General features: G+C 55.4%; 21 protein-coding genes and 3 tRNA genes. 19 read left to right on the forward strand and 5 right to left on the reverse strand.

Annotated elements, in window-relative coordinates:
- Window positions 1-13: 13 nt before the first annotated feature.
- Entirely contained in the window at window positions 14-910 is an 897-nt protein-coding gene (gene asd, locus RCF31_RS15110; protein ID WP_313683348.1) for an archaetidylserine decarboxylase, read from the reverse strand.
- An 80-nt stretch (window positions 911-990) separates the two neighbouring features.
- Window positions 991-2040, reverse strand: a complete 1050-nt coding sequence (gene rsgA / locus RCF31_RS15115) for a small ribosomal subunit biogenesis GTPase RsgA (RefSeq protein WP_416411443.1) — start codon at window positions 2038-2040, stop codon at window positions 991-993.
- A 102-nt stretch (window positions 2041-2142) separates the two neighbouring features.
- Here rsgA and orn point away from each other — a divergent pair, with 102 nt between their 5' ends.
- The 4 genes from orn to RCF31_RS15135 all read left to right on the forward strand — a co-directional run bounded on the left by orn (window position 2143) and on the right by RCF31_RS15135 (window position 3288).
- Window positions 2143-2691, forward strand: a complete 549-nt coding sequence (gene orn, locus RCF31_RS15120) for an oligoribonuclease (RefSeq protein ID WP_208716662.1) — start codon at window positions 2143-2145, stop codon at window positions 2689-2691.
- A gap of 319 nt (window positions 2692-3010) precedes the next feature.
- Window positions 3011-3086, forward strand: a tRNA-Gly gene (locus tag RCF31_RS15125).
- 25 nt (window positions 3087-3111) lie between these two features.
- Window positions 3112-3187: transfer RNA gene (locus RCF31_RS15130), tRNA-Gly, on the forward strand.
- Window positions 3188-3212: 25 nt separating this feature from the next.
- Window positions 3213-3288 (forward strand) — tRNA-Gly (locus RCF31_RS15135).
- 425 nt (window positions 3289-3713) lie between these two features.
- Here RCF31_RS15135 and queG read toward each other — a convergent pair.
- On the reverse strand, window positions 3714-4853 hold the full coding sequence (gene queG / locus RCF31_RS15140) for a tRNA epoxyqueuosine(34) reductase QueG (protein WP_416411444.1): 1140 nt from the start codon (window positions 4851-4853) through the stop codon (window positions 3714-3716).
- On the opposite strand from queG, the gene nnr reads away from it, so the two are divergent.
- The 15 genes from nnr to RCF31_RS15215 all read left to right on the forward strand — a co-directional run bounded on the left by nnr (window position 4852) and on the right by RCF31_RS15215 (window position 22740).
- Window positions 4852-6369: a bifunctional ADP-dependent NAD(P)H-hydrate dehydratase/NAD(P)H-hydrate epimerase gene (nnr, locus tag RCF31_RS15145; protein ID WP_416411445.1), complete on the forward strand. Its 1518-nt coding sequence runs from the start codon at window positions 4852-4854 to the stop codon at window positions 6367-6369. The two genes, queG and nnr, sit on opposite strands and share 2 nt — an antisense overlap.
- 3 nt (window positions 6370-6372) lie before the next feature.
- Window positions 6373-6849, forward strand: coding sequence for a tRNA (adenosine(37)-N6)-threonylcarbamoyltransferase complex ATPase subunit type 1 TsaE (tsaE, locus tag RCF31_RS15150; protein WP_299458395.1), 477 nt, complete (start codon window positions 6373-6375; stop codon window positions 6847-6849).
- Window positions 6846-8495, forward strand: a complete 1650-nt coding sequence (gene amiB, locus RCF31_RS15155) for an N-acetylmuramoyl-L-alanine amidase AmiB (protein WP_416411446.1) — start codon at window positions 6846-6848, stop codon at window positions 8493-8495. The genes tsaE and amiB overlap by 4 nt, the downstream gene beginning before the upstream one ends.
- A 42-nt stretch (window positions 8496-8537) precedes the next feature.
- Window positions 8538-10367, forward strand: coding sequence for a DNA mismatch repair endonuclease MutL (gene mutL / locus RCF31_RS15160; protein ID WP_416411447.1), 1830 nt, complete (start codon window positions 8538-8540; stop codon window positions 10365-10367).
- Window positions 10360-11310 carry a tRNA (adenosine(37)-N6)-dimethylallyltransferase MiaA gene (gene miaA, locus RCF31_RS15165; protein WP_299458402.1) on the forward strand — a complete coding sequence of 317 codons (951 nt, stop codon included), beginning with the start codon at window positions 10360-10362 and terminating at the stop codon, window positions 11308-11310. Before mutL ends, miaA begins: the two co-directional genes overlap by 8 nt.
- A 101-nt stretch (window positions 11311-11411) precedes the next feature.
- A complete protein-coding gene (gene hfq, locus RCF31_RS15170; RefSeq protein ID WP_084877160.1) occupies window positions 11412-11723 on the forward strand; it encodes an RNA chaperone Hfq in 312 nt (103 codons plus the stop codon).
- Between the two features lie 81 nt (window positions 11724-11804).
- The gene (gene hflX, locus RCF31_RS15175) at window positions 11805-13085 is read left to right on the forward strand and encodes a ribosome rescue GTPase HflX (RefSeq protein WP_299458405.1); all 1281 of its coding nucleotides are present in this window, start codon (window positions 11805-11807) and stop codon (window positions 13083-13085) included.
- A gap of 79 nt (window positions 13086-13164) precedes the next feature.
- A complete protein-coding gene (gene hflK, locus RCF31_RS15180; protein ID WP_299458407.1) occupies window positions 13165-14403 on the forward strand; it encodes an FtsH protease activity modulator HflK in 1239 nt (412 codons plus the stop codon).
- A 3-nt stretch (window positions 14404-14406) separates the two neighbouring features.
- Window positions 14407-15411 (forward strand): protease modulator HflC, encoded by a 1005-nt coding sequence (gene hflC / locus RCF31_RS15185; protein WP_208716643.1) that lies wholly within the window; start codon window positions 14407-14409, stop codon window positions 15409-15411.
- 58 nt (window positions 15412-15469) lie between these two features.
- Window positions 15470-15667: a DUF2065 domain-containing protein gene (locus RCF31_RS15190; RefSeq protein WP_208716641.1), complete on the forward strand. Its 198-nt coding sequence runs from the start codon at window positions 15470-15472 to the stop codon at window positions 15665-15667.
- A gap of 169 nt (window positions 15668-15836) precedes the next feature.
- Window positions 15837-17135, forward strand: coding sequence for an adenylosuccinate synthase (locus RCF31_RS15195; protein ID WP_299458415.1), 1299 nt, complete (start codon window positions 15837-15839; stop codon window positions 17133-17135).
- Window positions 17136-17326: 191 nt separating this feature from the next.
- The gene (gene nsrR, locus RCF31_RS15200) at window positions 17327-17770 is read left to right on the forward strand and encodes a nitric oxide-sensing transcriptional repressor NsrR (RefSeq protein ID WP_299458417.1); all 444 of its coding nucleotides are present in this window, start codon (window positions 17327-17329) and stop codon (window positions 17768-17770) included.
- A 16-nt stretch (window positions 17771-17786) separates the two neighbouring features.
- Window positions 17787-20225 carry a ribonuclease R gene (gene rnr, locus RCF31_RS15205; protein WP_084877143.1) on the forward strand — a complete coding sequence of 813 codons (2439 nt, stop codon included), beginning with the start codon at window positions 17787-17789 and terminating at the stop codon, window positions 20223-20225.
- Window positions 20226-20292: 67 nt separating this feature from the next.
- A complete protein-coding gene (gene rlmB / locus RCF31_RS15210) occupies window positions 20293-21027 on the forward strand; it encodes a 23S rRNA (guanosine(2251)-2'-O)-methyltransferase RlmB (RefSeq protein WP_084877141.1) in 735 nt (244 codons plus the stop codon).
- A gap of 84 nt (window positions 21028-21111) precedes the next feature.
- Window positions 21112-22740: an isovaleryl-CoA dehydrogenase gene (locus tag RCF31_RS15215; RefSeq protein WP_416411448.1), complete on the forward strand. Its 1629-nt coding sequence runs from the start codon at window positions 21112-21114 to the stop codon at window positions 22738-22740.
- Here RCF31_RS15215 and bsmA read toward each other — a convergent pair.
- Both bsmA and RCF31_RS15225 read right to left on the reverse strand, forming a co-directional pair.
- Window positions 22714-23040 carry a biofilm peroxide resistance protein BsmA gene (gene bsmA / locus RCF31_RS15220; RefSeq protein WP_313688843.1) on the reverse strand — a complete coding sequence of 109 codons (327 nt, stop codon included), beginning with the start codon at window positions 23038-23040 and terminating at the stop codon, window positions 22714-22716. The genes RCF31_RS15215 and bsmA overlap by 27 nt on opposite strands.
- 55 nt (window positions 23041-23095) lie before the next feature.
- The gene (locus RCF31_RS15225; protein ID WP_416411449.1) at window positions 23096-25027 is read right to left on the reverse strand and encodes a methyl-accepting chemotaxis protein; all 1932 of its coding nucleotides are present in this window, start codon (window positions 25025-25027) and stop codon (window positions 23096-23098) included.
- Between the last annotated feature and the right edge of the window lie 81 nt (window positions 25028-25108).

Below are 25108 nucleotides of genomic sequence, written 5' to 3' on the forward strand. Positions count from 1 at the left end.
GGGAAATTCCCGCTTAGTCGGTGAGCGGGGCGGTTTCACCCGGCTGTGGCAGGGCGATGGCCAGCGGCTGACCGAGGCGGGTCTTGCTTTCGGCTTCCAGGCTTTCCGCCAGTTTGACGCGCTGTGGCGCAAACAGGTTGATGACCGTTGAACCCAACTTGAAGCGACCCATTTCCTGTCCTTTCAACAATACAACGGCTCCGTCATGGTCGGCTGCCGGGTAGTGCCAGCGTTTAATCACCCCTTCACGCGGCGGCGTAATCGTCCCGGCCCACACGGTTTCGATGCTGCCAACAATGGTGGCACCCACCAGAATCTGCACCATCGGACCGTGATCAGTATCGAACACGCAAATGACACGCTCGTTACGGGCAAACAGATTCGGGATGTTGCGTGCGGTTAACGGGTTGACCGAGTAGAGGTCGCCCGGGACATAGATCATTTCACGCAGGACGCCGTTACAGGGCATATGCACGCGATGATAATCACGCGGCGCCAGGTAAGTGGTGACAAAGTTGCCATCCTGGAACTGCTGCGCCAGTTCATCATTACCCGCCAGCAGCGCCTGCAGCGTGTAGTAGTGACCTTTGGCCTGGAAGATCTGATCGCCTTCGATGCGGCCTAACTGGCTGATGGCACCATCGGCTGGCAGGGCCAGCAGCGTTGCATCGGGATCGATCGGACGTGCCCCTTCTTTTAATGGGCGCACAAAGAAGTCATTAAAGGTGCGATAGCTGGCAGTATCTGGTTTGCTGGCCTCAGCCATATCGACTTTGTAGTACCAGACAAAAATATCAATGACCGCTTTGGTCAGCCAGCCACCACGCCGACTGGCACCCCAGCCCGCGAGTTCGGTCAGTCCTTTCTTAGGCAGAATATGATTCAGGCCGAGTTTAAAACGATCAAACACCTTAGCCTCCTGGCTTTATTACGTATCGTTGAGACAAAAGGGGGCGGATTGTAGCAGCGCCCCGCGTGCCGTTGTACTCATTAATCTTCGCTGGCGGAAAAGTTTTTACGCGTTTTTACCTGCGCCATGCTTTCCAGAATACGGTGGTAGTTATCGAAACGGGAAATGTTGATGGTCCCGTTTTCTACCGCTTCGCGAATGGCACAGCCCGGATCGTTGTCATGTTTGCAGTCGCGGAATTTGCAACTGCCAAGAAACTCACGAAATTCGACAAATCCACGGGTAATTTGTTCCGGCTCCAGGTGCCACAAGCCAAATTCACGTACCCCAGGGGAATCAATCACATCGCCGCCGTGGGGGAAATGGTACAGGCGTGCGGCGGTGGTGGTGTGCTGGCCGAGACCCGAGGCATCCGAGATGTCGTTGGTCAGGATTTCGTCACCGGCAACATCCAGACCCAGCAAGGCATTCAGCAGGCTGGATTTGCCGACGCCAGACTGTCCGGCAAAAATGCTGACGCGGCCAGTCAGTGCGGCTTCCAGCTCGGCCAGGCCATTTTTGGCACGGCTGGAGACCATCAGCACGCGGTAACCAATATGGCGATAGATATCCATCTGCTCATCGACAAAGGCGCGAGCCTCGTCATCCAGCAGATCGGTTTTGTTCAGCACCAGCAGGGGCTCGATCCCCAGGGTTTCGCTGGCAACCAGGTAACGATCGATGATGTTGAGTGACAGTTCCGGCAGGATCGCTGAAACGATAATGATCTGATCGATGTTGGCGGCGATCGGTTTGATGCCGTCGTAATAATCGGGGCGCGTCAGTACGCTGGTACGATCGTGCACAGCTTCGACGATCCCTTTGCCGCCGTTCTCATTCGCAGCACGCCATAAGACGCGATCGCCCGTCACCAGCGAACGGATGGTGCGACGGATATTACAGCGATGCACCTCGCCCGCGCTGTCCTCGACGTCTGCGTGCATGCCGAAGCGGCTGATCACTACGCCATCGGTTGCTTCCCCAAACAGGCTGTCATCCGGTTCCGGTTTTTCGTTCCGTTGCTTCAGACGACGCTCGTGGTTCGCACTCACACGACGTTGTTGACCCTTCGACAATTTATTTTTGCTCACGCATCCTCTCACGCTTTCGCCAGGCTTCGCCCCGCTGGGCAAAACGTCTATGATACACCTTAATTTAGTCTAATGACGACTTTGGCAACGGGCGGAAAACGCATGACAGCTGGAAATGAAAACAATCTGATTTGGATCGACCTCGAAATGACCGGACTGGATCCGGAACGCGATCGTATTATTGAGATCGCCACGCTGGTGACCGATGCAAACCTGAATATTCTGGCAGAGGGGCCGGTGCTTGCGGTGCATCAATCTGATGCGCAGCTGGCGCTGATGGATGACTGGAACGTGCGTACTCACACCAATAGCGGCCTGGTGGAGCGTGTGAAAGCCAGCCAGTACGACGATCATGCTGCTGAACTGGCAACCATCGAATTTCTGAAACAGTGGGTACCTGCGAATACCTCGCCGATTTGTGGCAACAGCATCGGTCAGGATCGTCGCTTCCTGTTTAAATACATGCCGGAACTGGAAGCCTATTTCCATTACCGTTATCTCGATGTCAGTACCCTGAAAGAGCTGGCGCGTCGCTGGAAGCCCGATATCCTGCCAGGTTTCAAAAAGAGCGGCAGTCATCAGGCGCTGGATGATATTCGCGAATCGGTGGCGGAACTGGCTTATTATCGCGAGCACTTTTTGCAGCTTTAAGCTGGTCAGGGTGCGCAGGAAAACAGCAGGTTGCTGAATTAAGCAGCAAACGCGCGGAAAGCGCAAAATTTTGCTTTCAGGCTCTTGCGATGGAAAGGATTTCTCGTATAATGCGCACCCCGTACCGATGAAGAATTTCGGTATGGTACAGATTCAGTTTTTAGTTTGCTCAGTCGCAAACAAATACAACGATGCAGCATCGAGTATTTTTGTTTGCAACAAGGCGGCAACTGAACGAGTCCCTGGGAGCTTACTCAAGTAAGTGACCTGGGTGAGTGAAGGAAGCCAACGCAGTCGCAAACAAAAAGACAACGATGATGCGGGAATAGCTCAGTTGGTAGAGCACGACCTTGCCAAGGTCGGGGTCGCGAGTTCGAGTCTCGTTTCCCGCTCCAAAATCTGTATAGCAGCACCCTCTACGCGGGAATAGCTCAGTTGGTAGAGCACGACCTTGCCAAGGTCGGGGTCGCGAGTTCGAGTCTCGTTTCCCGCTCCAAAATTTGTATAGCAGTACCTCCTACGCGGGAATAGCTCAGTTGGTAGAGCACGACCTTGCCAAGGTCGGGGTCGCGAGTTCGAGTCTCGTTTCCCGCTCCAGATTTTTATATTCATTAAAGTTGTTTGTCGTAGATTACGAACAGCACTAAAACTGTGTCAGCCAGGGCGTTTTCTGAAATTTTGCCCAATTCTGCTGAGGCAGGTAAGTGACGAATTGGCGACGGTCGCTGCCAAAATAATTCTTCAGGTTATCCACAATCTGTCTGGTGCACCCGGACGGCGCTTTACCCCATCTGCAAAACTGTTTTAAACAGAGTTATCCACAGGCTCTGGACAGATACCCGCAACGTAAAATATGTGAAAATGTTAACGATTAATAAATAATTAACTGATTTTAATGGTTATTTTCATGTTTCAGTCTGTTAGTACGATGACTGGACGATATAACGGGGCATACCTGCAATCGGACTTATAATTTTATTCACAGCATGTGGAAAAGGATTTTATCCTGTAAATTTGCTCAATCACGCATCACGTGACAGTCCCTTTTCAATCGCACGTACCAGCCGCAGTTTGCGGGCGGGCTGAACGTCAATCGCCAGTGCAGCACGTTTCTGTCGCTGCTGTTCCAAAGCCCAGTCGATATGTTCATCCAGCAATGGATGCTCCCCTGAACGCTGTTGCAGTACGGTAATGTTTTCTTCCGACCACGGGGCATTACCCAGCGCTACCGCGACATTGCGCAACCAGCGCAGATGACCAATCCGGCGAATTGCCGATCCTTCCGTCACGCGCAGAAACTTTGCTTCATCCCACATAAATAACGTGGTGAGGGGCGGGGCATGCAGCACCGCTCGGGGCGAAAAATCGTCCTCATCTGTCAATTGCCCATAGCGATTCCACGGACAAATCAGCTGACAATCGTCACAACCATAAATACGGTTGCCAATCAGCGGACGGAACTCCTCGGGAATGGCACCTTCCAGCTCAATGGTCAGGTAAGAGATGCAACGACGCGCATCCACCGTGTAGGGCTCGACAATCGCCGCTGTGGGGCAGATGGTCATGCAGGCCACACAACGACCACACTGCTCCTCCTGCGGGGTATCGACCGGCAGCGGCAGATCGATCAGCAGCTCGCCGAGGAAAAACCAGGAACCCGCTTCGCGGTTAAGGATTAGAGAATGTTTTCCGGTCCAGCCCAGTCCCGCTTTGGCTGCCAGCGGGCGTTCCAGCAGTGGCGCTGAATCAACAAACGGGCGGAAATTCAGTTCGCCACAATGCTCCTGGATCTTATCCCCGAGTTTTTTCAGCCGATTACGCAGAACTTTGTGATAGTCGCGTCCCAGCGCATATCGGCTAACATAACCGAGCTGAGGGTTTTTTAACGTGCTGGCGAAGGCGGCTTTAGCAGGCAGATAATTCATGCGCACGCTGATGACGCGCAACGTGCCGGGTAATAACTCATGAGGGCGCGTGCGCATCATGCCATGACGCGCCATCCACTCCATCTCGCCGTGATATTGTTTCTCCAGCCACGCCTGCAACCTTGGCTCTTCTGCGCGGAGGTCGGTATCGCAAATACCTACCTGCTGGAAGCCAAGTTCGCGCCCCCATTGTTTAATCTGTTGGGCAAGCTGATGAAGATCGAGAGGGTATGACATGAGAAACCAGGAATTGAATGCTAACCCGCGCAGTTTATCACACTCTGTCTGGCCTGCGCAGGCGATAGGGCAACTGGAACGCGATGCGGCCGACAGCCTGGGATTGACCCTGTATGAATTGATGCTGCGTGCCGGGCAGGCCAGCTATGAACTGGCGCGTCGGTTATGGCCTGACGCCAGCCACTGGCTGATTCTGTGCGGCCACGGCAACAACGGCGGGGATGGTTATGTGGTAGCGCGACTGGCGCAGGCGGCAGGGATGCAGGTGACACTGCTGGCGTGTGCGGGCAGCAAACCGTTGCCGGAGGAGGCTCAACAAGCGCGGGAGGCCTGGCTGGCCGCTGGGGGCGTTATTCATGCCGCCGATGCCCCCTGGCCGCAACAGGTTGAGGTGATTGTCGATGCACTGCTCGGCACCGGGCTAAATCGTGCTCCCGGCGCGCCTTATGCTCATCTTATTACGCTGGCAAATGCCCATGTTGCGCCCGTGCTGGCAATTGATATCCCGTCCGGACTGATGGCGGCAAACGGTACTGCGCCGGGTGCGGCCATCGTTGCCGCTCATACCCTCAGCATGATCGTGCTGAAGCCGGGTCTGCTCACCGGCAAGGCTCGTGATTATGTTGGGCAGCTGCATGTTGACGAACTGGGATTATCACCGTTTCTCACCGGCAATGAGGCACCGATGCAGCGGGTTGATGCGCAGGATCTGTCCCGCTGGCTGAAGCCGCGTAAAGCGACGTCCCACAAAGGTGATCATGGCCGCCTGCTGGTGGTGGGTGGCGATACCGGTACGGCAGGGGCCATTCGCATGACAGCGGAAGCGGCACTGCGCGCCGGTGCGGGTCTGGTTCGCGTATTAACGCATGAGGATAATATTGCGCCGATCCTGACTGCCAGGCCGGAACTGATGGTGGATGCACTGAGCGAGGCGCGCCTGCAACAGGCACTGGAATGGGCGGATGTGATCGCCATTGGCCCTGGCTTAGGCCAGCGTGAATGGGGGAAACAGGCACTGAAAAGGGTGGCTGCTTGCGAAAAGCCGATGCTTTGGGATGCAGATGCACTTAACCTGCTGGCAATCAACGCAGATTCCCGTCAGAATCGCATCATCACGCCACATCCGGGTGAGGCTGCTCGCCTGCTGGATGTGAAGACCAGTGATATTGAGAGTGACCGCATCCATGCCGCCCAGGCGCTGGTCAAACGCTACGGAGGTGTGGCAGTGCTGAAAGGGGCGGGTACGGTGATTGCCAGTGCAAAGGGACAGCTGGTGATTGCCGATGTGGGTAATGCCGGTATGGCCTCTGGTGGTATGGGGGACGTACTGAGCGGCATCATTGCCGCGCTGATAGGCCAGAAACTGGCTTTGTTTGATGCGGCCTGTGCAGGCTGTGTGGTGCATGGTGCAGCAGCGGATGCCGTTGCCCGTCTGCGTGGCACGCGCGGTATGCTGGCCACCGATTTGTTCGAACTGCTGTGGCAGTTTGTTAATCCTGAGATGATCCAACAATAAAGCATGAAGACCTGTGTTATCCCTTTGCCCGATGAAGCGGCAACCCTTGAACTTGGCGCACAGCTGGCCCGCGTATGCAGCAGTGCGGCGGTAATTTATCTTTATGGCGATCTGGGTGCCGGTAAAACCACTTTCAGTCGTGGTTTTTTGCAGGCGCTGGGTCATCAGGGCAATGTAAAAAGCCCCACTTATACGCTGGTCGAGCCTTATACGCTGGGAAGTCGTACTCTGTATCATTTTGACCTGTATCGTCTGGCCGATCCGGAAGAGCTGGAGTTCATGGGGATTCGTGATTATTTCAGCGGCGAGGCGATTTGTCTGGTCGAATGGCCGCAGCAGGGCACGGGTGTGTTGCCTGACCCCGATTTGGCATTGACGCTGCGTTACGTTGATAACGCGCGTGAAGCAGAATTACAGGCGGTTTCGGTGCAGGGTGAAAGCCTGCTGCAACACTTTAAGCAGCAAAGGAATCAGGCATGATGTCACGGATGAAAATGGTCCTTGCGGCCCTGCTCTGCCTGTTTTCGGCTTCAGCGCTGTCGGCCGCGTTGTCAGATATTAAAGTTGACAATGGTGATAGCCAGGCGACGGTGACACTGAGCTTCAACGGCCAGCCGGTGTATGGTTTTTTCCCGCTGCATAATCCCGATCGCGTGGTGCTGGATATCCGCCAGAGCGGCAATATTCAGGGGCTGCCGCTCAATTTCAGCGGCGAAAATCTGGTTAAGCGTATCCGCAACAGTAAACCGCAGGATAAGCAAAGTATCCGCCTGGTGTTCGAGCTGACGCAGGCAGCACACACCCGTGCCACCACGCAGCGTGAAGGTAATCAATATCGTGTGGTGTTTACCATGCGTGGTACGCAAACCGCGAAACGTAACGTTGCGCCAGTGAGTTCCGTGCGGGAAACGCAAAGCAGTAGCCAGGGGAATCCGTTCAATGCCAACCCGGTGACGGCAGTGAGCAGCAGCGACACCACGATACGCCCTGGCGGTGCGCTAAGCCGTAACGAACAGGTCATCGTGGCGATCGACGCCGGACATGGCGGCCAGGACCCGGGGGCTTCAGGCCAGCACGGCTTGCATGAAAAAAATGTCACCATCGCCATTGCGCGCAAGCTGAAGGCGCTGATGGATCGCGATCCCATGTTTAAACCGGTGCTGACGCGAACCGGTGATTATTTTATCTCGGTGATGGGCCGTTCCGACGTGGCGCGCAAAGAGAATGCCAACCTGCTGGTATCGATTCACGCCGATGCTGCACCCAGCCATTCGGCAACAGGGGCGTCGGTGTGGGTGTTATCCAACCGTCGCGCAAATAGCGAAATGGCGAACTGGCTGGAGCAGAAAGAGAAGCAATCGGAACTGCTGGGCGGTGCAGGTGATCTGCTGGCGAACAGCCAGGCCGATCCTTACCTGAGCCAGGCAGTGCTGGATCTGCAATTCGGCCATTCACAGCGCGTGGGCTATGATGTGGCAGTGAAAGTGCTGCAACAGCTGCGTAGCGTCACGCCATTGCATAAACGCCTGCCAGAGCACGCCAGCCTCGGTGTATTGCGTTCACCGGATATTCCCTCTTTGCTGGTTGAAACCGGCTTTATCAGTAATGCCGCGGAGGAGCGACTGCTTGGCAGTAGCGCATATCAGGAGAAGATTGCTCAGTCGATTTATAAAGGCCTGCGCAATTACTTCCTGGCGCATCCGCTGCAATCGGTCCCAAAGGAAGAAAATAGGCCGCTGGACAACGCACCAGCGGTTAGCGTCGCCAGCAATCCGGCGACGGGAACGGTGCAGTATACTGGCGTGACGCAGCGCCATACGGTGACACGCGGTGAAACCCTGTCTGGCATTGCGGCAAAATACGGTGTCAGCATGGCGACATTGCGTGAAATGAACAACCTGAAACGTGATGTGGTCTGGGTCGGTCAGCGTCTGAAAGTTCCGGCTAAATCGGGTGTCGCCTCGACGGCCGCTCGTGGCCCGGTGCGCCATAAAGTGGTGCGTGGCGACTCTCTGACGGCCATTGCTGCCCGCTACGGAGTCAGCCCCAATGCCATCATGCAGGCCAATAATATGAAGTCCTCCAATGTGATGCTGGGTCAGACCCTGAAAATTCCGCAATCCTGATTGCTGGCCCCTGGTGGGCCAGCCGGTTAAAAGGACACCACCATGCCTATACAAATCTTACCGCCTCAGCTGGCAAACCAGATCGCGGCGGGCGAAGTGGTGGAGCGTCCGGCGTCGGTGGTGAAAGAGCTGGTGGAAAACAGCCTCGATGCCGGGGCGACACGTATTGATGTCGATATTGAAAAAGGCGGCGCGAAGCTGATCCGTATCCGCGATAACGGCTGTGGTATCGCTAAAGACGAGCTGGCGATGGCGCTGGCACGCCACGCGACCAGTAAAATCGCCTCACTTGATGATCTCGAAGCCATCGTCAGCCTCGGATTTCGCGGGGAAGCGCTCGCCAGTATCAGCTCAGTTTCCCGCCTGACGCTCACCTCACGTACCGAAGATCAAAGCGAAGCCTGGCAAGCCTACGCTGAGGGGCGGGATATGGCGGTGACGGTTAAACCGGCCGCGCATCCGGTGGGGACGACGCTGGAAGTACTCGATCTGTTTTACAACACCCCCGCCCGACGCAAGTTTATGCGCACGGAAAAAACCGAGTTTACCCATATCGATGAAGTGATTCGCCGCATTGCGCTGGCACGCTTCGATGTGGCAATTTCACTCAGCCATAATGGCAAGCTGATGCGCCAGTACCGCGGCGTGAGCCAGGATGCGCAGCGTGAGCGGCGGCTGGGGGCAATTTGCGGCACTACCTTTATGCAGCATGCGCTGAGAATTGACTGGCAGCATGACGATTTGGCGTTGCGTGGCTGGGTGGCCGATCCGGCGGGTTCTCGCCAGGTAACGGACCTGCAATATTGCTACGTCAATGGCCGTATGATGCGTGACAAACTGATCAATCATGCCATCCGCCAGGCGTACCAAACCCAACTGGGGGATGAGCAGCAACCGGCTTACGTACTGTACCTGGAAATCGATCCGCATCAGGTGGATGTGAATGTCCATCCAGCCAAGCATGAGGTGCGTTTTCATCAGTCGCGTCTGGTGCACGATTTTATCTGGCAGGGCGTGATGAGTGCGTTGCAGGCCAGCCGTGCGGCAGAACTGCCGATCGCTCATGCAGAAGAACCTGCGCCGCAGTGGCAGCCAGAAAATCGTCAGGCGGCGGGGGGGAATCACTTTTCGCAGCCAGCGGCCGCACCGCGTCAGCCAGGCGCAACCCCCAGTAGCGGCTGGCAGCAAAAGGAGCCAACCTATCGCGCGCGCGAAGGGGTGGCTTATCAGCAACTCCTGAAAACACCAGCCACTGTCGCGGCACCGCAGCCGCAGCCCGCGCCTAAACCTGAACGCGAAATGCCACTTGCTGCCCATGCACAGAGTTTTGGCCGGGTGCTGAGTGTGGTACGCGAGAGCTATGCCCTGCTGGAACGCGGCGATAAGCTATTCTTACTTTCATTACCCGTGGCAGCACGCTGGCTGAAACAGGCCCAGTTGCAACCTGGAGAAGAGGGGTTAAAACCGCAGCCGCTACTCATTCCTGTCAGGTTGAAAATTGCCCCGGAAGAGTTGGCGGTTATTGGCCAGCAATCCACGCTGTTAACTGCGATGGGCATTGATTTACAAAGGGAAGGCCAGCATGTGACGCTACGCGCGGTGCCTTTACCGTTACGAACACAAAATTTACAAATCTTGATTCCAGACCTGTTAGGCTATCTCGCCCGGCAGCAAGAGGTCTCTGCATCCTCGCTGGCCCAATGGCTGGCACGTCGTGATGATGCAGAGGCAGCGCACTGGAATCACTCGCAGGCGATTACACTGCTGGCGGAGCTGGAACGGCTCTGTCCGCAATTGCTGAAGTCGCCGCCTTCTGGCCTGTTACAGGCCATTGAGATTGAGAGTGCGATTAACGCATTGAAGCATGAGTGAACAGAACCAGGCTGGCCGGCCTAAGGCAATTTTTTTGATGGGGCCTACCGCCTCCGGTAAGACGGCACTGGCAATTTCGTTGCGTCAGCATCTTCCGGTGGAACTTATTAGCGTTGACTCTGCCTTAATCTATCGCGGGATGGATATTGGCACGGCGAAGCCGTCTGCTGAGGAGTTAGCGCAGGCACCTCATCGTTTGCTGGACATTCGCGACCCGGCGGAAGCTTATTCCGCCGCTGAGTTTCGTCGCGATGCGCTGGCAGAAATGGCGGAGATCACCCAAAGGGGTAAGATTCCGTTGCTTGTTGGTGGAACTATGCTCTACTTCAAGGCGTTGCTTGAAGGATTGTCGCCGCTGCCCTCGGCCGATCCGGACGTGCGTCAGCGGATAGAGCAAATGGCGGCAGAAAAGGGTTGGGATGACCTTCACCGCCAGCTGTGTGAAATCGATCCGGTCGCCGGCAGTCGTATTCATCCGAATGATCCGCAGAGACTTTCGCGAGCACTGGAAGTTTTTTTTATTTCGGGTAAAACTTTAACGGAACTGACAAAAACATCCGGTGAAGCGTTACCCTACGACGTGTACCAATTTGCGATCGCTCCGGCGAACCGCGAGCTGTTACATCAACGCATTGCGTTGCGTTACAACCAGATGCTGGCGTCAGGATTTGAAGCGGAGGCTCGTGCTCTGTTTGCACGAGGTGATTTGCATACGGATATGCCTTCCATTCGCTGTGTAGGTTATCGTCAAATGTGGTCTTACCTCACTGGCGAAATCGATTACAACGAAATGGTTTATCGGGGAATTTGCGCAACCCGGCAGCTCGCGAAGCGCCAGATGACCTGGTTACGTGGCTGGCCCGACGTGCACTGGTTAGACAGTGATGAGCCAGAATTAGCGCGTAATGCGGTGCTTCAGGTTGTTAGTGCTAAGCAGGGATGATTGTGTACAATTGGTCCGTTATCGTGCGCAAATTTTTACGCAGTTTTTCTGAACCACGGTTCAAAAAGTAACAAACAACAAGCATATAAGGAAAAGATAGAATGGCTAAGGGGCAATCTTTACAAGACCCGTTTTTGAACGCACTGCGTCGTGAACGTGTACCGGTTTCGATCTATTTGGTGAATGGTATTAAGCTGCAAGGGCAGATTGAATCCTTTGATCAGTTCGTGATTTTGTTGAAAAACACGGTTAGCCAGATGGTGTACAAGCACGCCATCTCTACAGTAGTTCCTTCTCGTCCGGTATCGCACCATAGCAACAATGCGAGCGGCGGAAGCAGTAACTACCACCACGGCGGAAGCAACCAAACCGCTCAGTCGCAGCCACAACAAGACGGCGATAACGCAGAATAATTTTTGTGTTGCCGTGAAGCCAGGGCTGGAGAGCGAATGCGTTTTCCCGTCCTGGTTATTTTATTTTAGCGAGGTTATAGCTTGTTTGACCGTTATGATGCCGGTGAGCAGGCCGTACTGGTACACATCTGGTTCTCCCAAGACAAAGAGCTGGAAGATTTGCAGGAGTTTGAAACTCTTGTCTCTTCTGCGGGCGTCGAAGCGCTGCAGGTTATTACTGGCAGCCGTAAAGCGCCACATCCCAAATATTTTGTCGGTGAAGGAAAGGCAGTTGAAATTGCCGATGCGGTAAAAGCGAGTGGAGCATCGGTCGTTTTATTCGATCATGCCTTATCCCCTGCTCAGGAACGAAATCTTGAGCGGCTGTGCGAATGTCGCGTTGTCGACCGCACCGGCTTAATTCTTGATATTTTTGCCCAGCGCGCCCGCACCCATGAGGGTAAATTGCAGGTCGAGCTGGCACAGCTACGCCATCTGGCTACCCGCCTGGTACGTGGATGGACGCACCTTGAACGTCAGAAAGGCGGCATTGGTTTGCGCGGTCCGGGTGAAACCCAGCTGGAAACGGACCGTCGTTTGCTGCGTAATCGCATCAGCCTGATCCTGTCCCGCCTTGAGCGCGTGGAAAAACAGCGCGAGCAGGGCCGACAGGCGCGTGCCAAAGCGGATGTGCCAACCGTTTCTCTGGTGGGCTACACCAACGCCGGTAAATCCACCCTGTTTAACGCTATTACATCCGCGGATGTCTATGCTGCGGATCAGCTGTTTGCCACCTTGGATCCTACCCTGCGTCGCCTTAACGTCGCGGATGTGGGAGAAGTGGTGCTGGCAGACACGGTAGGTTTTATTCGCCACCTGCCTCACGATTTAGTTGCCGCATTTAAGGCAACCTTGCAGGAGACGCGCCAGGCGACTTTACTGTTGCATGTGATTGATGCGGCTGATGTCCGTCTCAATGACAATATTGAGGCGGTCAACGTCGTGCTGGAAGAAATCGAGGCCGATGAAATTCCAGCCCTGCTGGTAATGAACAAGATCGATATGCTGGAGGATTTTGCACCGCGTATCGACCGTGATGAAGAGAATAAGCCGATTCGCGTCTGGCTGTCAGCCCAGACGGGGGTCGGTCTGCCTTTATTGTGGCAGGCATTATCAGAACGCCTTGCCGGTGAAATTGCGCAGTACGACCTGCGTTTGCCGCCGGAAGCCGGACGTCTGCGCAGTCGTTTTTATCAGTTACAGGCGATTGAGAAAGAATGGAATGAAGATGATGGCAGTGTAGGTTTACATGTGCGTATGCCAATTGTTGATTGGCGTCGTTTATGTAAACAGGAGCCGTCGCTCGCCAGTTATATTGTTTGACCGTTGCCCAACTCATTTACCGGAAAGCCAGGACATCGGCTGCAAGGTAAAACGTAAATACAATAAATGGAGTAGAGACATGGCGTGGAATCAGCCCGGTAATAACGGACAGGACCGCGACCCGTGGGGAAGCAGCAATAATCAAGGCGGCAACTCTGGGGGAAATAAAGGAGGTCGCGATCAGGGACCCCCTGATCTGGATGATATCTTCCGTAAACTGAGTAAAAAACTCGGTGGACTGGGCGGTGGCAAACAGAGCGACAATGGCCAGCGCAGCGGCGGTAGCGGTGGCAAACTGGTCGGCATTGTTGCCGCAGCGGCAGTCATCATCTGGGCAGCCAGCGGTTTCTACACCATTAAAGAAGCGGAACGTGGCGTCGTCACCCGCTTCGGCAAATTCAGCCATCTGGTGGAACCAGGCCTCAACTGGAAACCCACTTTTATCGATCAGGTCCGTGCTGTGAACGTGGAAGCGGTGCGTGAACTTGCCGCGTCTGGCGTGATGCTGACATCAGACGAAAACGTGGTGCGCGTAGAAATGAACGTGCAGTACCGCGTCACCGATCCTGAGCGTTACCTCTATGCTGTGACCAGCGCGGATGACAGCCTGCGTCAGGCGACTGACAGTGCGCTGCGTGGCGTGATTGGTCGTTCTACGATGGACCGCATTCTGACCGAAGGTCGTACCGTGGTGCGTAGCGAAACCCAGCGCGAAATTGATGAAACCATTCGTCCGTACAACATGGGTATCACGCTGCTTGATGTTAACTTCCAGGCGGCGCGTCCACCGGAAGAGGTCAAAGCGTCGTTTGACGATGCGATTGCCGCGCGTGAAAACCGCGAGCAGTACGTGCGTGAAGCCGAAGCTTACGCCAACGAAGTTCAGCCGCGAGCCAATGGTCAGGCACAACGTATCCTGGAAGAGGCACGTGCTTACAAAGAACGCACCGTGCTGGAAGCGCAGGGTGAAGTCGCGCGCTTTGCTCTTATGCTGCCGGAATACAAAGCCGCACCGCAGATCACTAAAGAACGTCTGTACATCGAAAGCATGGAGCGCGTGCTCAGCCATACCCGCAAAGTGTTGGTTAGCGACCGTAGCAATAACCTGATGATGCTGCCGTTGGATCAACTGATGCGTGGCGCTCAGAGTGCTGCGGGTCAAAACGGCCAGAAAAATACCAATCTGATGAAGTTACCGCCGGTTTCGGACAGCAACGCCAGCAATAGCGACACTTCATCGTACAGTCCGAACAGCATCATGGATCAGCGTCGCGCCAATGCGCAGCGTAACGATACCCAGCGCGAAGGGAGGGAGTAATCGATGCGTAAGCCAATCATCGCCGTAATTATTGTAGTGCTGGTGGTGCTGTACGCGTCACTGTTCGTGGTGCAGGAAGGTCAGCGTGGCATCGTGCTGCGTTTTGGTAAGGTTCTGCGTGATAGCGAGAACAAGCCGCTGGTCTATGCGCCGGGTCTGCATTTCAAGATTCCGTTTATTGAAACCGTGAAATCACTGGATGCGCGTATCCAGACCATGGACAACCAGGCGGATCGCTTTGTCACCAAAGAGAAGAAAGACCTGATCGTTGATTCCTATATCAAATGGCGTATCAGTGATTTTAGCCGTTACTACCTGGCGACGGGTGGTGGCGATATTTCTCAGGCCGAAGTGCTGCTGAAACGTAAATTCAGTGACCGTCTGCGTTCTGAAATGGGTCGTCTGGATGTAAAAGATATCGTGACCGACTCACGTGGTCGTCTGACTACTGATGTGCGTGATGCCCTGAATACCGGCAGCGCGGGTAACGATGACGAAGTCCAGACGCCAGCTGCAGACGATGCGATTGCTGATGCCGCGGCACGCGTTGAGCGTGAAACCAACAGCAAAGAGCCAGCGCCGAACCCGAATAGCATGGCAGCCCTGGGTATTCAGGTGGTTGACGTACGGATTAAGCAGATCAACCTGCCAACTGAAGTCTCTGATGCGATCTACAACCGTATGCGTGCTGAGCGTGAAGCGGTAGCGCGTAGCCAGCGTTCACAGGGTCAGGAAGAGGCAGAAAAACTGCGCGCTCAGGCGGATTATCAGGTGACCCGTACACTGGCAGAAGCCCAGCGTGAGGCACTGATCTCCCGTGGTGAGGGTGATGCGCAGGCGGCGAAACTGTTTGCCGATGCGTTCAGCCAGGATCCGGATTTCTATGCCTTTATCCGTAGCCTGCGTGCCTATGAAAACAGCTTCGCAGATAATCAGGATATTATGGTTTTAAGTCCGGATAGCGATTTCTTCCGTTATATGAAGGCTCCCTCTAACGCAACGCGTTAAGAACTGATATAAATTCAAGGCCGACAATCTTGTCGGCCTTTTTTTTGGGGAAAAGATAATGAACACAACCATCTGGATGGCACTGGCTTTGGTGCTGGTTCTGGAAGGGCTGGGGCCGATGTTTCTGCCGCGTATCTGGCGACGTATGATTCTGGCTATGGCGCAGTTGCCGGATCGCCTGTTACATCGTTTTGGCGGTGGATTGGTGGTTGCCGGGGTGGTGATCTATTACATGTTAAGTGTGCACGCGAGCTAAAAATGCGCGTTATTTCGCAGCCTCGTTGTGTCTTGTCGCTGATTTATCCCCAACATGTTGTATCGATCAAAACTCAGGCAAAAAACCGCGCAATCGTATGCTAAAAGAGCTGAAAGTGGAAAAGTCAGGTGGTAGAATCCATTTTTAAGCAATCGGTGATTTTGAAAAAATGGGTAAGAACGTCGTCGTACTGGGCACCCAATGGGGTGACGAAGGTAAAGGCAAGATCGTAGACCTTCTCACAGAGCGCGCGAAATACGTCGTGCGCTATCAAGGTGGTCACAATGCAGGCCACACGCTGGTTATCAACGGTGAAAAAACCGTCCTCCACTTAATTCCATCAGGCATCCTGCGTGAAAACGTCACCAGCATCATTGGTAACGGCGTTGTGCTGTCACCAGAAGCGCTGATGAAAGAGATGAAAGGTCTTGAGGAGCGCGGTGTACCGGTACGCGAACGTCTGCTGCTGTCTGAAGCCTGCCCGTTAATCCTGCAATACCATGTCGCGATGGACCTGGCGCGTGAAAAAGCGCGTGGTGCTAAAGCTATCGGTACCACCGGTCGTGGTATCGGCCCAGCCTACGAAGATAAAGTTGCCCGCCGTGGTCTGCGCGTTGGCGATCTCTTCAACAAAGAAACCTTCGCTGCCAAGCTGAAAGAAGTGGTGGATTACTACAACTTCCAGCTGGTGAATTACTACAAAGAAGATGCTGTCGATTACGACAAAGTGCTGAACGATGTGATGGCAGTGGCCGACATCCTGACCAGCATGGTCGTTGACGTGTCTGAACTGCTGGATAACGCGCGTCAGCGTGGCGATCTGATCATGTTCGAAGGTGCGCAGGGTACGTTACTGGATATCGACCACGGTACTTACCCGTACGTGACCTCGTCAAACACCACCGCTGGTGGCGTGGCAACCGGTTCTGGTATCGGTCCGCGTTATGTTGACTATGTGCTGGGTATCGTTAAAGCCTACTCAACCCGCGTGGGTGCAGGTCCGTTCCCGACTGAACTGTTTGATGAAACCGGTGAGTTCCTGTGCTCCAAAGGTAACGAGTTCGGTGCCACCACCGGTCGTCGTCGTCGTACCGGTTGGCTGGATGCCGTGGCGGTTCGCCGTGCAGTGCAGATCAACTCACTGTCAGGTTTCTGCATGACCAAACTGGACGTGCTGGATGGCCTGAAAGAAGTGAAAATTTGTGTGGGATATCGCATGCCGGATGGCCGCGAAGTCACCACTACGCCGCTGGCTGCTGAAGGCTGGGAAGGTATTGAGCCGATTTACGAATCAATGCCGGGCTGGAGTGAAAACACCTTTGGCGTGAAAACGCTGGAAGGTCTGCCGCAGGCCGCACGTGACTACATCAAACGTGTGGAAGAGGTAACCGGTGTTCCGGTGGATATTATTTCTACTGGTCCTGACCGTAGTGAGACCATGATTTTGCGCGATCCGTTTGACGCATAATCCCCTCAGGCCGGACCCTGTCCGGCCTCTGTTTCTCTGCTCTTTGACTCCGCTCACAATATTTTTTCTTGCAAATATCAAGAGTTGCCTGAAAAAAACGCACCGGCCTTCACGCACTGGTTTATCATCATCATTAAACGCAACGCCAATCGGCATATAAAAATAACACCCGATGATTCACTGAGGTACATGTGCAGCTTACAAGTTTTACTGATTACGGTCTGCGTGCCTTGATCTACATGGCCACTTTGCCCGAGGGTAAGCAGACCAACATTACTGAAGTGACCGATACCTATGGGGTGTCGCGTAATCACATGGTGAAAATCATCAACCAACTGAGCCGGGCCGGCTTTGTGGCCGCAACACGCGGTAAAAACGGCGGAATTCGTTTAGGCATGGACCCGGAAAAAATAGTCATTGGCGACGTTGTCAGGAAAATGGAGCCACTACAGCTGGTTAACTGTAGTGAATGCAGCATTACGCCAGCCTGTCGCTTGCGCAAAGCGTTGAACAATGCGGTCCAGCTATTCCTTGATGAGCTGGATAATTACACGCTGGCCGATCTCGTCAAAGACAACGAACCACTGTACCAAATCTTATTGTCCGAACCGCCGGTGGCAATCCATCAAAAATGACATCGGAGGAACCGTAATGTCAAAAGATCCTTTTCAGGAAAGAGAAGCTGAAAAATATGAAAACCCGATCCCCAGTCGGGAGTTTATTCTGGCGCTATTAGAAAAGCGCGAAAAGCCTGCCAGCCGCGATGACATCGCCCAGGAACTCAATATCAGCAGTGAAGAGCAACTGGAAGCGCTGCGCCGTCGTCTGCGTGCCATGGAGCGCGATGGACAGCTGATATTTACCCGCCGTCAATGCTACGCGCTGCCTGAGCGCCTTGATTTGCTGCGTGGCAAAGTGATTGGTCATCGTGATGGCTATGGTTTCCTGCGCGTGGAAGGGCAGAAGGATGATTTCTATCTCTCTGCCGAACAGTTGAAACTGTGTCTGCACGGTGACGTGATCCTGGCGCAACCCGGTGGCGCGGATCGCAAAGGTCGCCGCGAGGCGCGCGTAGTACGCGTACTGGAGCCACGTAACAGCCAGATCGTTGGTCGTTACTTTACCGATGCCGGTACGGGCTTTGTCGTGCCGGACGACAGTCGTCTGAGCTTTGATATCCTCATCCCACAGGACCAGACGCTGAACGCGCGTATGGGCTCGGTCGTGGTGGTGGAGATTACCCAGCGCCCGACGCGTCGTACCAAAGCGCTGGGCAAAGTCACGGAAGTGCTGGGCGATAATATGGGCACTGGTCTGGCTGTCGATATGGCGCTGCGCACCCATGAAATCCCCCACGTCTGGCCGGAAGAAGTCGAAAAACAGATCGCCAAACTGAAAGAAGAAGTGCCGGAAGCGGCGAAGAAAGGTCGTGTCGATCTGCGTCAGTTGCCGTTAGTCACCATTGATGGTGAGGACGCGCGCGACTTCGACGATGCTGTCTACTGTGAGAAAAAACGCGGTGGCGGCTGGCGCTTATGGGTGGCGATTGCCGACGTCAGTTATTACGTGCGTCCGGGCACGGCTCTGGACAACGAAGCCCACCAGCGCGGCACCTCGGTATATTTCCCGTCGCAGGTAGTACCGATGCTGCCGGAAGTGCTGTCGAATGGCCTGTGCTCACTGAACCCGCAGGTTGATCGCCTGTGTATGGTGTGCGAAATGACCATCTCGGCCACCGGCAAACTGACCGGCTACAAACATTATGAAGCGGTGATGAATTCACACGCGCGCCTGACCTACACCAAAGTGTGGAACATCCTGCAAGGCAACCCGGAGCTGCGTGAACAATACGCGCCACTGGTGAAGCATCTTGAAGAGTTGCACCGCATGTATCAGGTGCTGGAAAAGTCGCGTGAGCAGCGTGGCGGCATCTCCTTCGAAACCGAAGAAGCTAAATTCATCTTCAATGCCGATCGTCGTATTGAGCGCGTCGAGCGCACGGTGCGCAACGATGCCCATAAGTTGATTGAAGAATGTATGATCCTCGCCAACATCGCGTCAGCGCGTTTTGTTGAGAAGAACGAAGAACCGGCCTTGTTCCGCGATCACGATCGCCCGAGTGACGACAGCATCACCAGCTTCCGTACCGTACTGAACGAACTGGGCCTGAGCCTGCCGGGTGGCAGCAAACCGCAGCCGATTGATTATGCCGAGCTGCTGACGCAGATCGCCGATCGCCCGGATGCAGAAATGCTGCAAACTATGCTGCTGCGTTCGATGAAACAGGCAGTGTACGATCCGGAAAACCGTGGCCACTTTGGTCTGGCGCTGGCGTCGTATGCACACTTCACTTCACCGATTCGCCGCTACCCGGACCTGCTGCTGCATCGCGCCATCAAATATCTGCTGGCGAAAGAGCAGGGTGAGGAGAAAGGTAACACCACGGCGACCGGCGGTTACCACTATGATATGCAGCAGATGCTGCAGCTCGGCCAGCACTGTTCCATGACCGAACGCCGTGCCGATGAGGCCACGCGTGACGTTGCTGACTGGCTGAAATGCGACTTTATGCAGGATCAGGTGGGTAACGTCTTTACCGGCGTGATCTCCAGCGTGACCGGTTTTGGTTTCTTCGTGCGTCTGAACGATCTGTTTATCGATGGTCTGGTGCATGTTTCATCGCTGGACAATGATTACTACCGCTTCGATCCGGTGGGGCAGCGTCTGATCGGTGAATCCGGTGGACGAACCTATCGCCTGGGCGATGCCGTTGAAGTGCGGGTGGAAGCGGTGCACATGGACGAACGCAAAATCGACTTCGCGCTGATTTCCAGCCAGCGTGTCCCGCGTGGTGAAGGCAAAACTGCTCGCGAGCGCGAGAAGCGTGGTGGACAAGCTCCGGCTAAACGCCGCCGTGATGCCGGTAAAAATGTGAATTTCGAGCCGGATGCCGCTTTCCGCGGTGAGAAGAAAAAACCGGCGAAAGCGAAAGCTGAGAAAAAAAGCAAAAAAGTCTCCGAAAAAACCCGTAAAATCGCCGCCGCCACTAAGGCTAAGCGCGCGGCGAAGAAGAAAACCAGCGAAGCCTGATGCTGATCAGTTGTAGCGGCGCGATTTATCGCGCCGCGACGTCCGACATCCAACCTTGAGCAAAGTAATGAGTGAAATAATTTTTGGTATCCATGCCGTGCAGGCCCTGCTGGAACGCGATCCTCAGCGTTTTCAGGAAGTCTTTATTCTCAAAGGCCGTGATGATCGTCGCCTGCAACCGCTGATCGCCGCGCTGGAAGCTCAGGGAATTGTGATTCAGCTGGCCAATCGGCAGTGGCTGGATAGCCAGGTGGAGGGCGGTGTGCATCAGGGGATCGTGGCACGCGTGAAGCCGGGTAAAAATTATCAGGAAGGCGATCTGCCGGATCTGCTGGAATCGCTGGATAACCCGTTCCTGTTGATCCTCGATGGCGTTACCGATCCGCATAACCTCGGAGCCTGCCTGCGCAGCGCCGATGCGGCTGGCGTGCATGCGGTGATCGTACCGAAAGATCGTTCCGCACAGCTGAATGCCACAGCGAAAAAAGTGGCCAGTGGCGCAGCAGAAAACGTTCCGCTGATCCGCGTGACTAACCTGGCGCGCACCATGCGTTTGCTGCAGGAGTACAACATCTGGATCGTCGGTACGGCCGGTGAAGCCGATCATACGCTGTACCAGAGCAAGCTGCCGGGTTCACTGGCGCTGGTGATGGGTGCAGAGGGCGAAGGTATGCGCCGTCTGACGCGTGAGCATTGCGATGAGTTGATCAGCATCCCGATGGCGGGCAGCGTATCTTCTCTGAACGTTTCCGTGGCCACCGGTATTTGTCTGTTCGAAGCGGTACGTCAGCGCCTGGCGTGATCCCCTCCGCAAATTAGTTTTTGTACCAGGCATAACTGACTATCACCCCCATACTTAGGCTGTGAGCCTAATGAGGGGGACGTTATGACCTGGACAACCCACAGCGTTTTCAATCAGCCTCAGCCGCTCAGCAACAGCAACCTGTTTACCCGCGATCTTCCCTTATGCGAAGCCGTCGCGCGGGAAGGTGCCAGCTGGGATCGTGAATGGCTGGCTTCGGTCGGGCTGCAACTCGGCAGTGCTGAATCTCTCGAACTGGGACGACTGGCCAATGCCCAGCCACCGGAGCTGCTGCGCTATGACGCGCGCGGTGAACGGCTGGATGAGGTACGCTTTCATCCCGCGTGGCATCTGCTGATGCAGGGCTTATGCGCCAGCCGCCTGCACAATCTCAGCTGGCAACCCGATGTTCAGCCCAACGCGATGGTGGCTCGTGCGGCGCGCTTTATCCTGCACGCGCAGGTGGAGGCAGGGTCGCTTTGCCCGGTCACCATGACCCACGCCGCCATTCCGCTGCTACAAAATCACCTGCCAGAACCCTGGCTCGACTGGCACGATGCGTTGCTGAGCGATCGCTACGATGCCCATCATCAACCCGGTAATAAGAAACGGGGTTTGCTGATTGGTATGGGGATGACCGAAAAACAGGGCGGCACTGATGTGCTGAGCAACAGTACGCGCGCGGAACCCTTGGGTGGACGCGGCCCCGGTGAGGCTTATCGCATTATCGGCCATAAATGGTTTTTCTCGGTGCCGCAAAGCGACGCGCATCTGATACTGGCGCAGACCTCGGGTGGCCTGAGCTGTTTTTTCCTGCCGCGCCTGCTACCGGATGGTGCACGCAATGCTATCCGGCTTGAACGCCTCAAAGACAAGCTTGGCAATCGCTCCAATGCCAGCTGTGAAGTGGAGTTTCAGGATGCGATCGGCTGGCTGTTGGGAGAAGAGGGCGAAGGCGTGCGGCTGATCCTGAAAATGGGCGGTATGACGCGTTTCGATTGCGCACTCGGTAGCCACGGGCTGATGCGGCGTGCATTCTCCATTGCCCTGCATCACGCCCAGCAGCGTCAGGTGATGGGCAAAAACCTCAGCGACCAGCCTCTGATGCGGGCGGTGCTGGCCCGGCAAGCGCTACAGCTGGAGGGGCAAACCGCGTTGCTGCTGCGCCTGGCACGCGCCTGGTCAACTCCCGCCAGCGAGCATGAACGCCTCTATGCCCGTCTCTTCACCCCGGCTGCCAAATATGTGACTTGCCAGGCGGGGATTCCCTTTGTTGCCGAAGCGATGGAGGTGCTGGGCGGCATCGGTTATTGCGAAGAAAGCGAGTTGCCACGGCTGTATCGTGAGATGCCAGTCAACAGCATCTGGGAAGGTTCTGGCAATGTCATGTGTCTGGATGTGTTGCGGGTACTTAACCGCCAATCGGATACGCTGACGATGCTGAGTGATGAACTGGACGCGGTGAAAGGGTGCAATCGTCATTTCGACCGCCGCTGGCGGCAGCTACGACTGCGTCTCGGTAACGTACAGGAGGCGCAGGCGCGTGCCGTAACTGAGGATCTGTTGCAGCTGGCAACGGCGGCGATCCTGCTGAAAGTGGCGGAGCCACCGCTGGCCGATGGCTGGTGTCAGCAGTTCCTGGATACGCGCGGCAAACCGCTGTTGAGCCACGACCTTAGCTCACGCCTACTGCTGCGGGCTACTGCCGGTTGAGGGCGCATAGAGAACGGCGGTGGAGTACCAGAAACCGGGCATCACCGTCTCATCTATTAATAAAATCTGATACCAGGTGGCACCTAACTGATTAGCCCGCGCGGCAATAGCGCGTTGGGCATCATCCGGTGAACCCCGTACCTGGACGCTGATGGTACCCAGTTTGCGCAAGCCGTAGCTCTGCGCCCGGTTAATCTCCTGGGCATGCGCTGTGGGCGGTGGTGGTGCTTTGGGCGTCGGCGTAAGCGCCGAGCAGCCGCTTAACAGCAGGCTCAGCGCCAGAAATAACGAAACACGCATGGCAACTCCGGTTCGGGGAAGATGGCTCAAGTGTATGCCATCTTCCCCTGTGCTATCAGGACTTCAGATGAAAAATACTCACCAGCTCGGTCAGATGATGCCCCTGCTGACTCAGACTCTGGGCTGAAGCCTCAGATTCGGTGACTAAATCACTGCTCTGATGGGTTGCCTGGCTGATGTGGTTCATCGCCAGGTTCACCTGACCAATGCCTGACGCCTGCTCCTGCGCGGCGATATTGATTTCGCCCATCAGGGTTTTCACCTGCGCGATATGTTCAACAATGTGATTCATGGCATCGCGTGTCTGCTCAGACAGGCTATGGCCCTCCTCGACCTTGCTGATGGAGCTGGCGATCAGACCATCGATCTCTTTTGCCGCCTGGGCGCTGCGCTGCGCCAGTGCGCGAACTTCCGCTGCTACCACCGCGAAACCTTTACCGTGCTCGCCCGCGCGTGCCGCTTCCACCGCGGCATTCAGTGCGAGGATATTGGTCTGGAAAGCAATGGATTCAATCACATGGGTGATGTCGGCAATGCTCTGCGAGGCGACGCGAATGTCTGCCATGGTGCTGACCGAACGCGATACGGTCTCGCCACTGCGGGCAACGGTTTGATCAGCCTCACTCACCCGCGCCAGTGCCTGGCGTACGTTAGCGGCAGTTTGCGCCACGGTGGCACCAAACTGCTCCATGCTGGCCGAGGTTTGTTCCACGCTGCTGGCCTGACGACCAATCTGCGCGCTGATGTTCTGGCTGCTGGCGGCAATGCTGTCAGTGCCCGCGCTGATTTGTTGTGCCGTCTGGCGTACCTGGCCGACGATCTGCTCCAGGCCATCGCCAATACCGTTGATCGCCCCCACCAGTTGGCCGATTTCATCATGACGCGTGGAGTCGAGGTGCGCCTGCAAATTACCCGCCGCATACTCTTCGGCAAGATGAATCACCTGATGCAACGGACGGGTAATGGCACGGCGGCTGTACCACATAAATCCGCAGGCAAAGAGGATAACCAGCGCCAGACCAATGGCGACAAACAGGTCACGGCTGTGGGTAATCGGGGCCAGCAGGCTGGCACGGCTGACTTCCCCGGCGATAATCCAGTTCCATCCCGGCAGCTGTTGCCAGGCCAGCAGTTTGGTTTCGCCATCCAGCTGCATGGTGAGTAAACCTTTCGGCTGGCTCAGTAGCTGTTGCTGTGTCCTGGCATCCCACAGCGGCAATTTACCTTCGCGCTGGCTGGCAAACAAAAATTGCCCCTGGGTGGTGCCGGGCGCGCCGTTCAGCACAAAGAAATGCCCACTGTCGCCGAGATGGCGCGCCAGCACTTTGTCGCGCATCAGCGCGTATTGCTGATCGATTTGCACTCCGACAAACAGAATGCCGATGACTGCGCCGCTCTCATCCATTACCGGCTGATACTGTGTGATATAACGATGACCAAACAGGGTTGCCAGGCCACGGTAAGCTTCACCCTGATTCACGCTACGCCAGGCAGCGCTGCTGCGGTCCAGCCTGGTGCCGATTGCACGCTGGCCGTCTTCTTTCTTCAGCGAGGTGGCGATGCGCACATAATCGTCGCCGTCACGTACGAAAATGGTGGAGACTGCACCGGTACGATCGAGGAAATCATCCACGGCAATCTGGTCAAGGTTGAGGGTTTTCAGCCCGGCACGCAGAGTAGGTGTGCTGATATCCCCCACCTGAATGCGGGTGCCTTCATCACGACTGAAGCGTTTGGGGAGAAAACTCTGAAACAGCCGAGTGTAATTCGCCACTTCGGCAGACAAGGTGGTATTAAACATGCTGGCCATCTCACTGATGCCCTGCACCTGATTTTGCATATCGTCCGTCGCCAGATTTTCCAGCTGACGGGAGGCGTTGTGGCTCAGGGTAAGGGTGAGGGTCAGCAGCACTACGGCTACGCTTAAAGACGTCAGTACAGACAGCTTAATTCCGAGACCCATGGCGCTGAGAGAGAGACGCTTCATAAAGTACCTATGTTGATATGGATGAGGAGATACAAGATCAACGGCAAATCGGGGAAAAGGTTTAGGGTGGAAATTATTCAC

It is taken from the genome of Pantoea sp. App145 (genome assembly GCF_047947045.1).
Classification (GTDB): Bacteria; Pseudomonadota; Gammaproteobacteria; order Enterobacterales; family Enterobacteriaceae; genus Pantoea.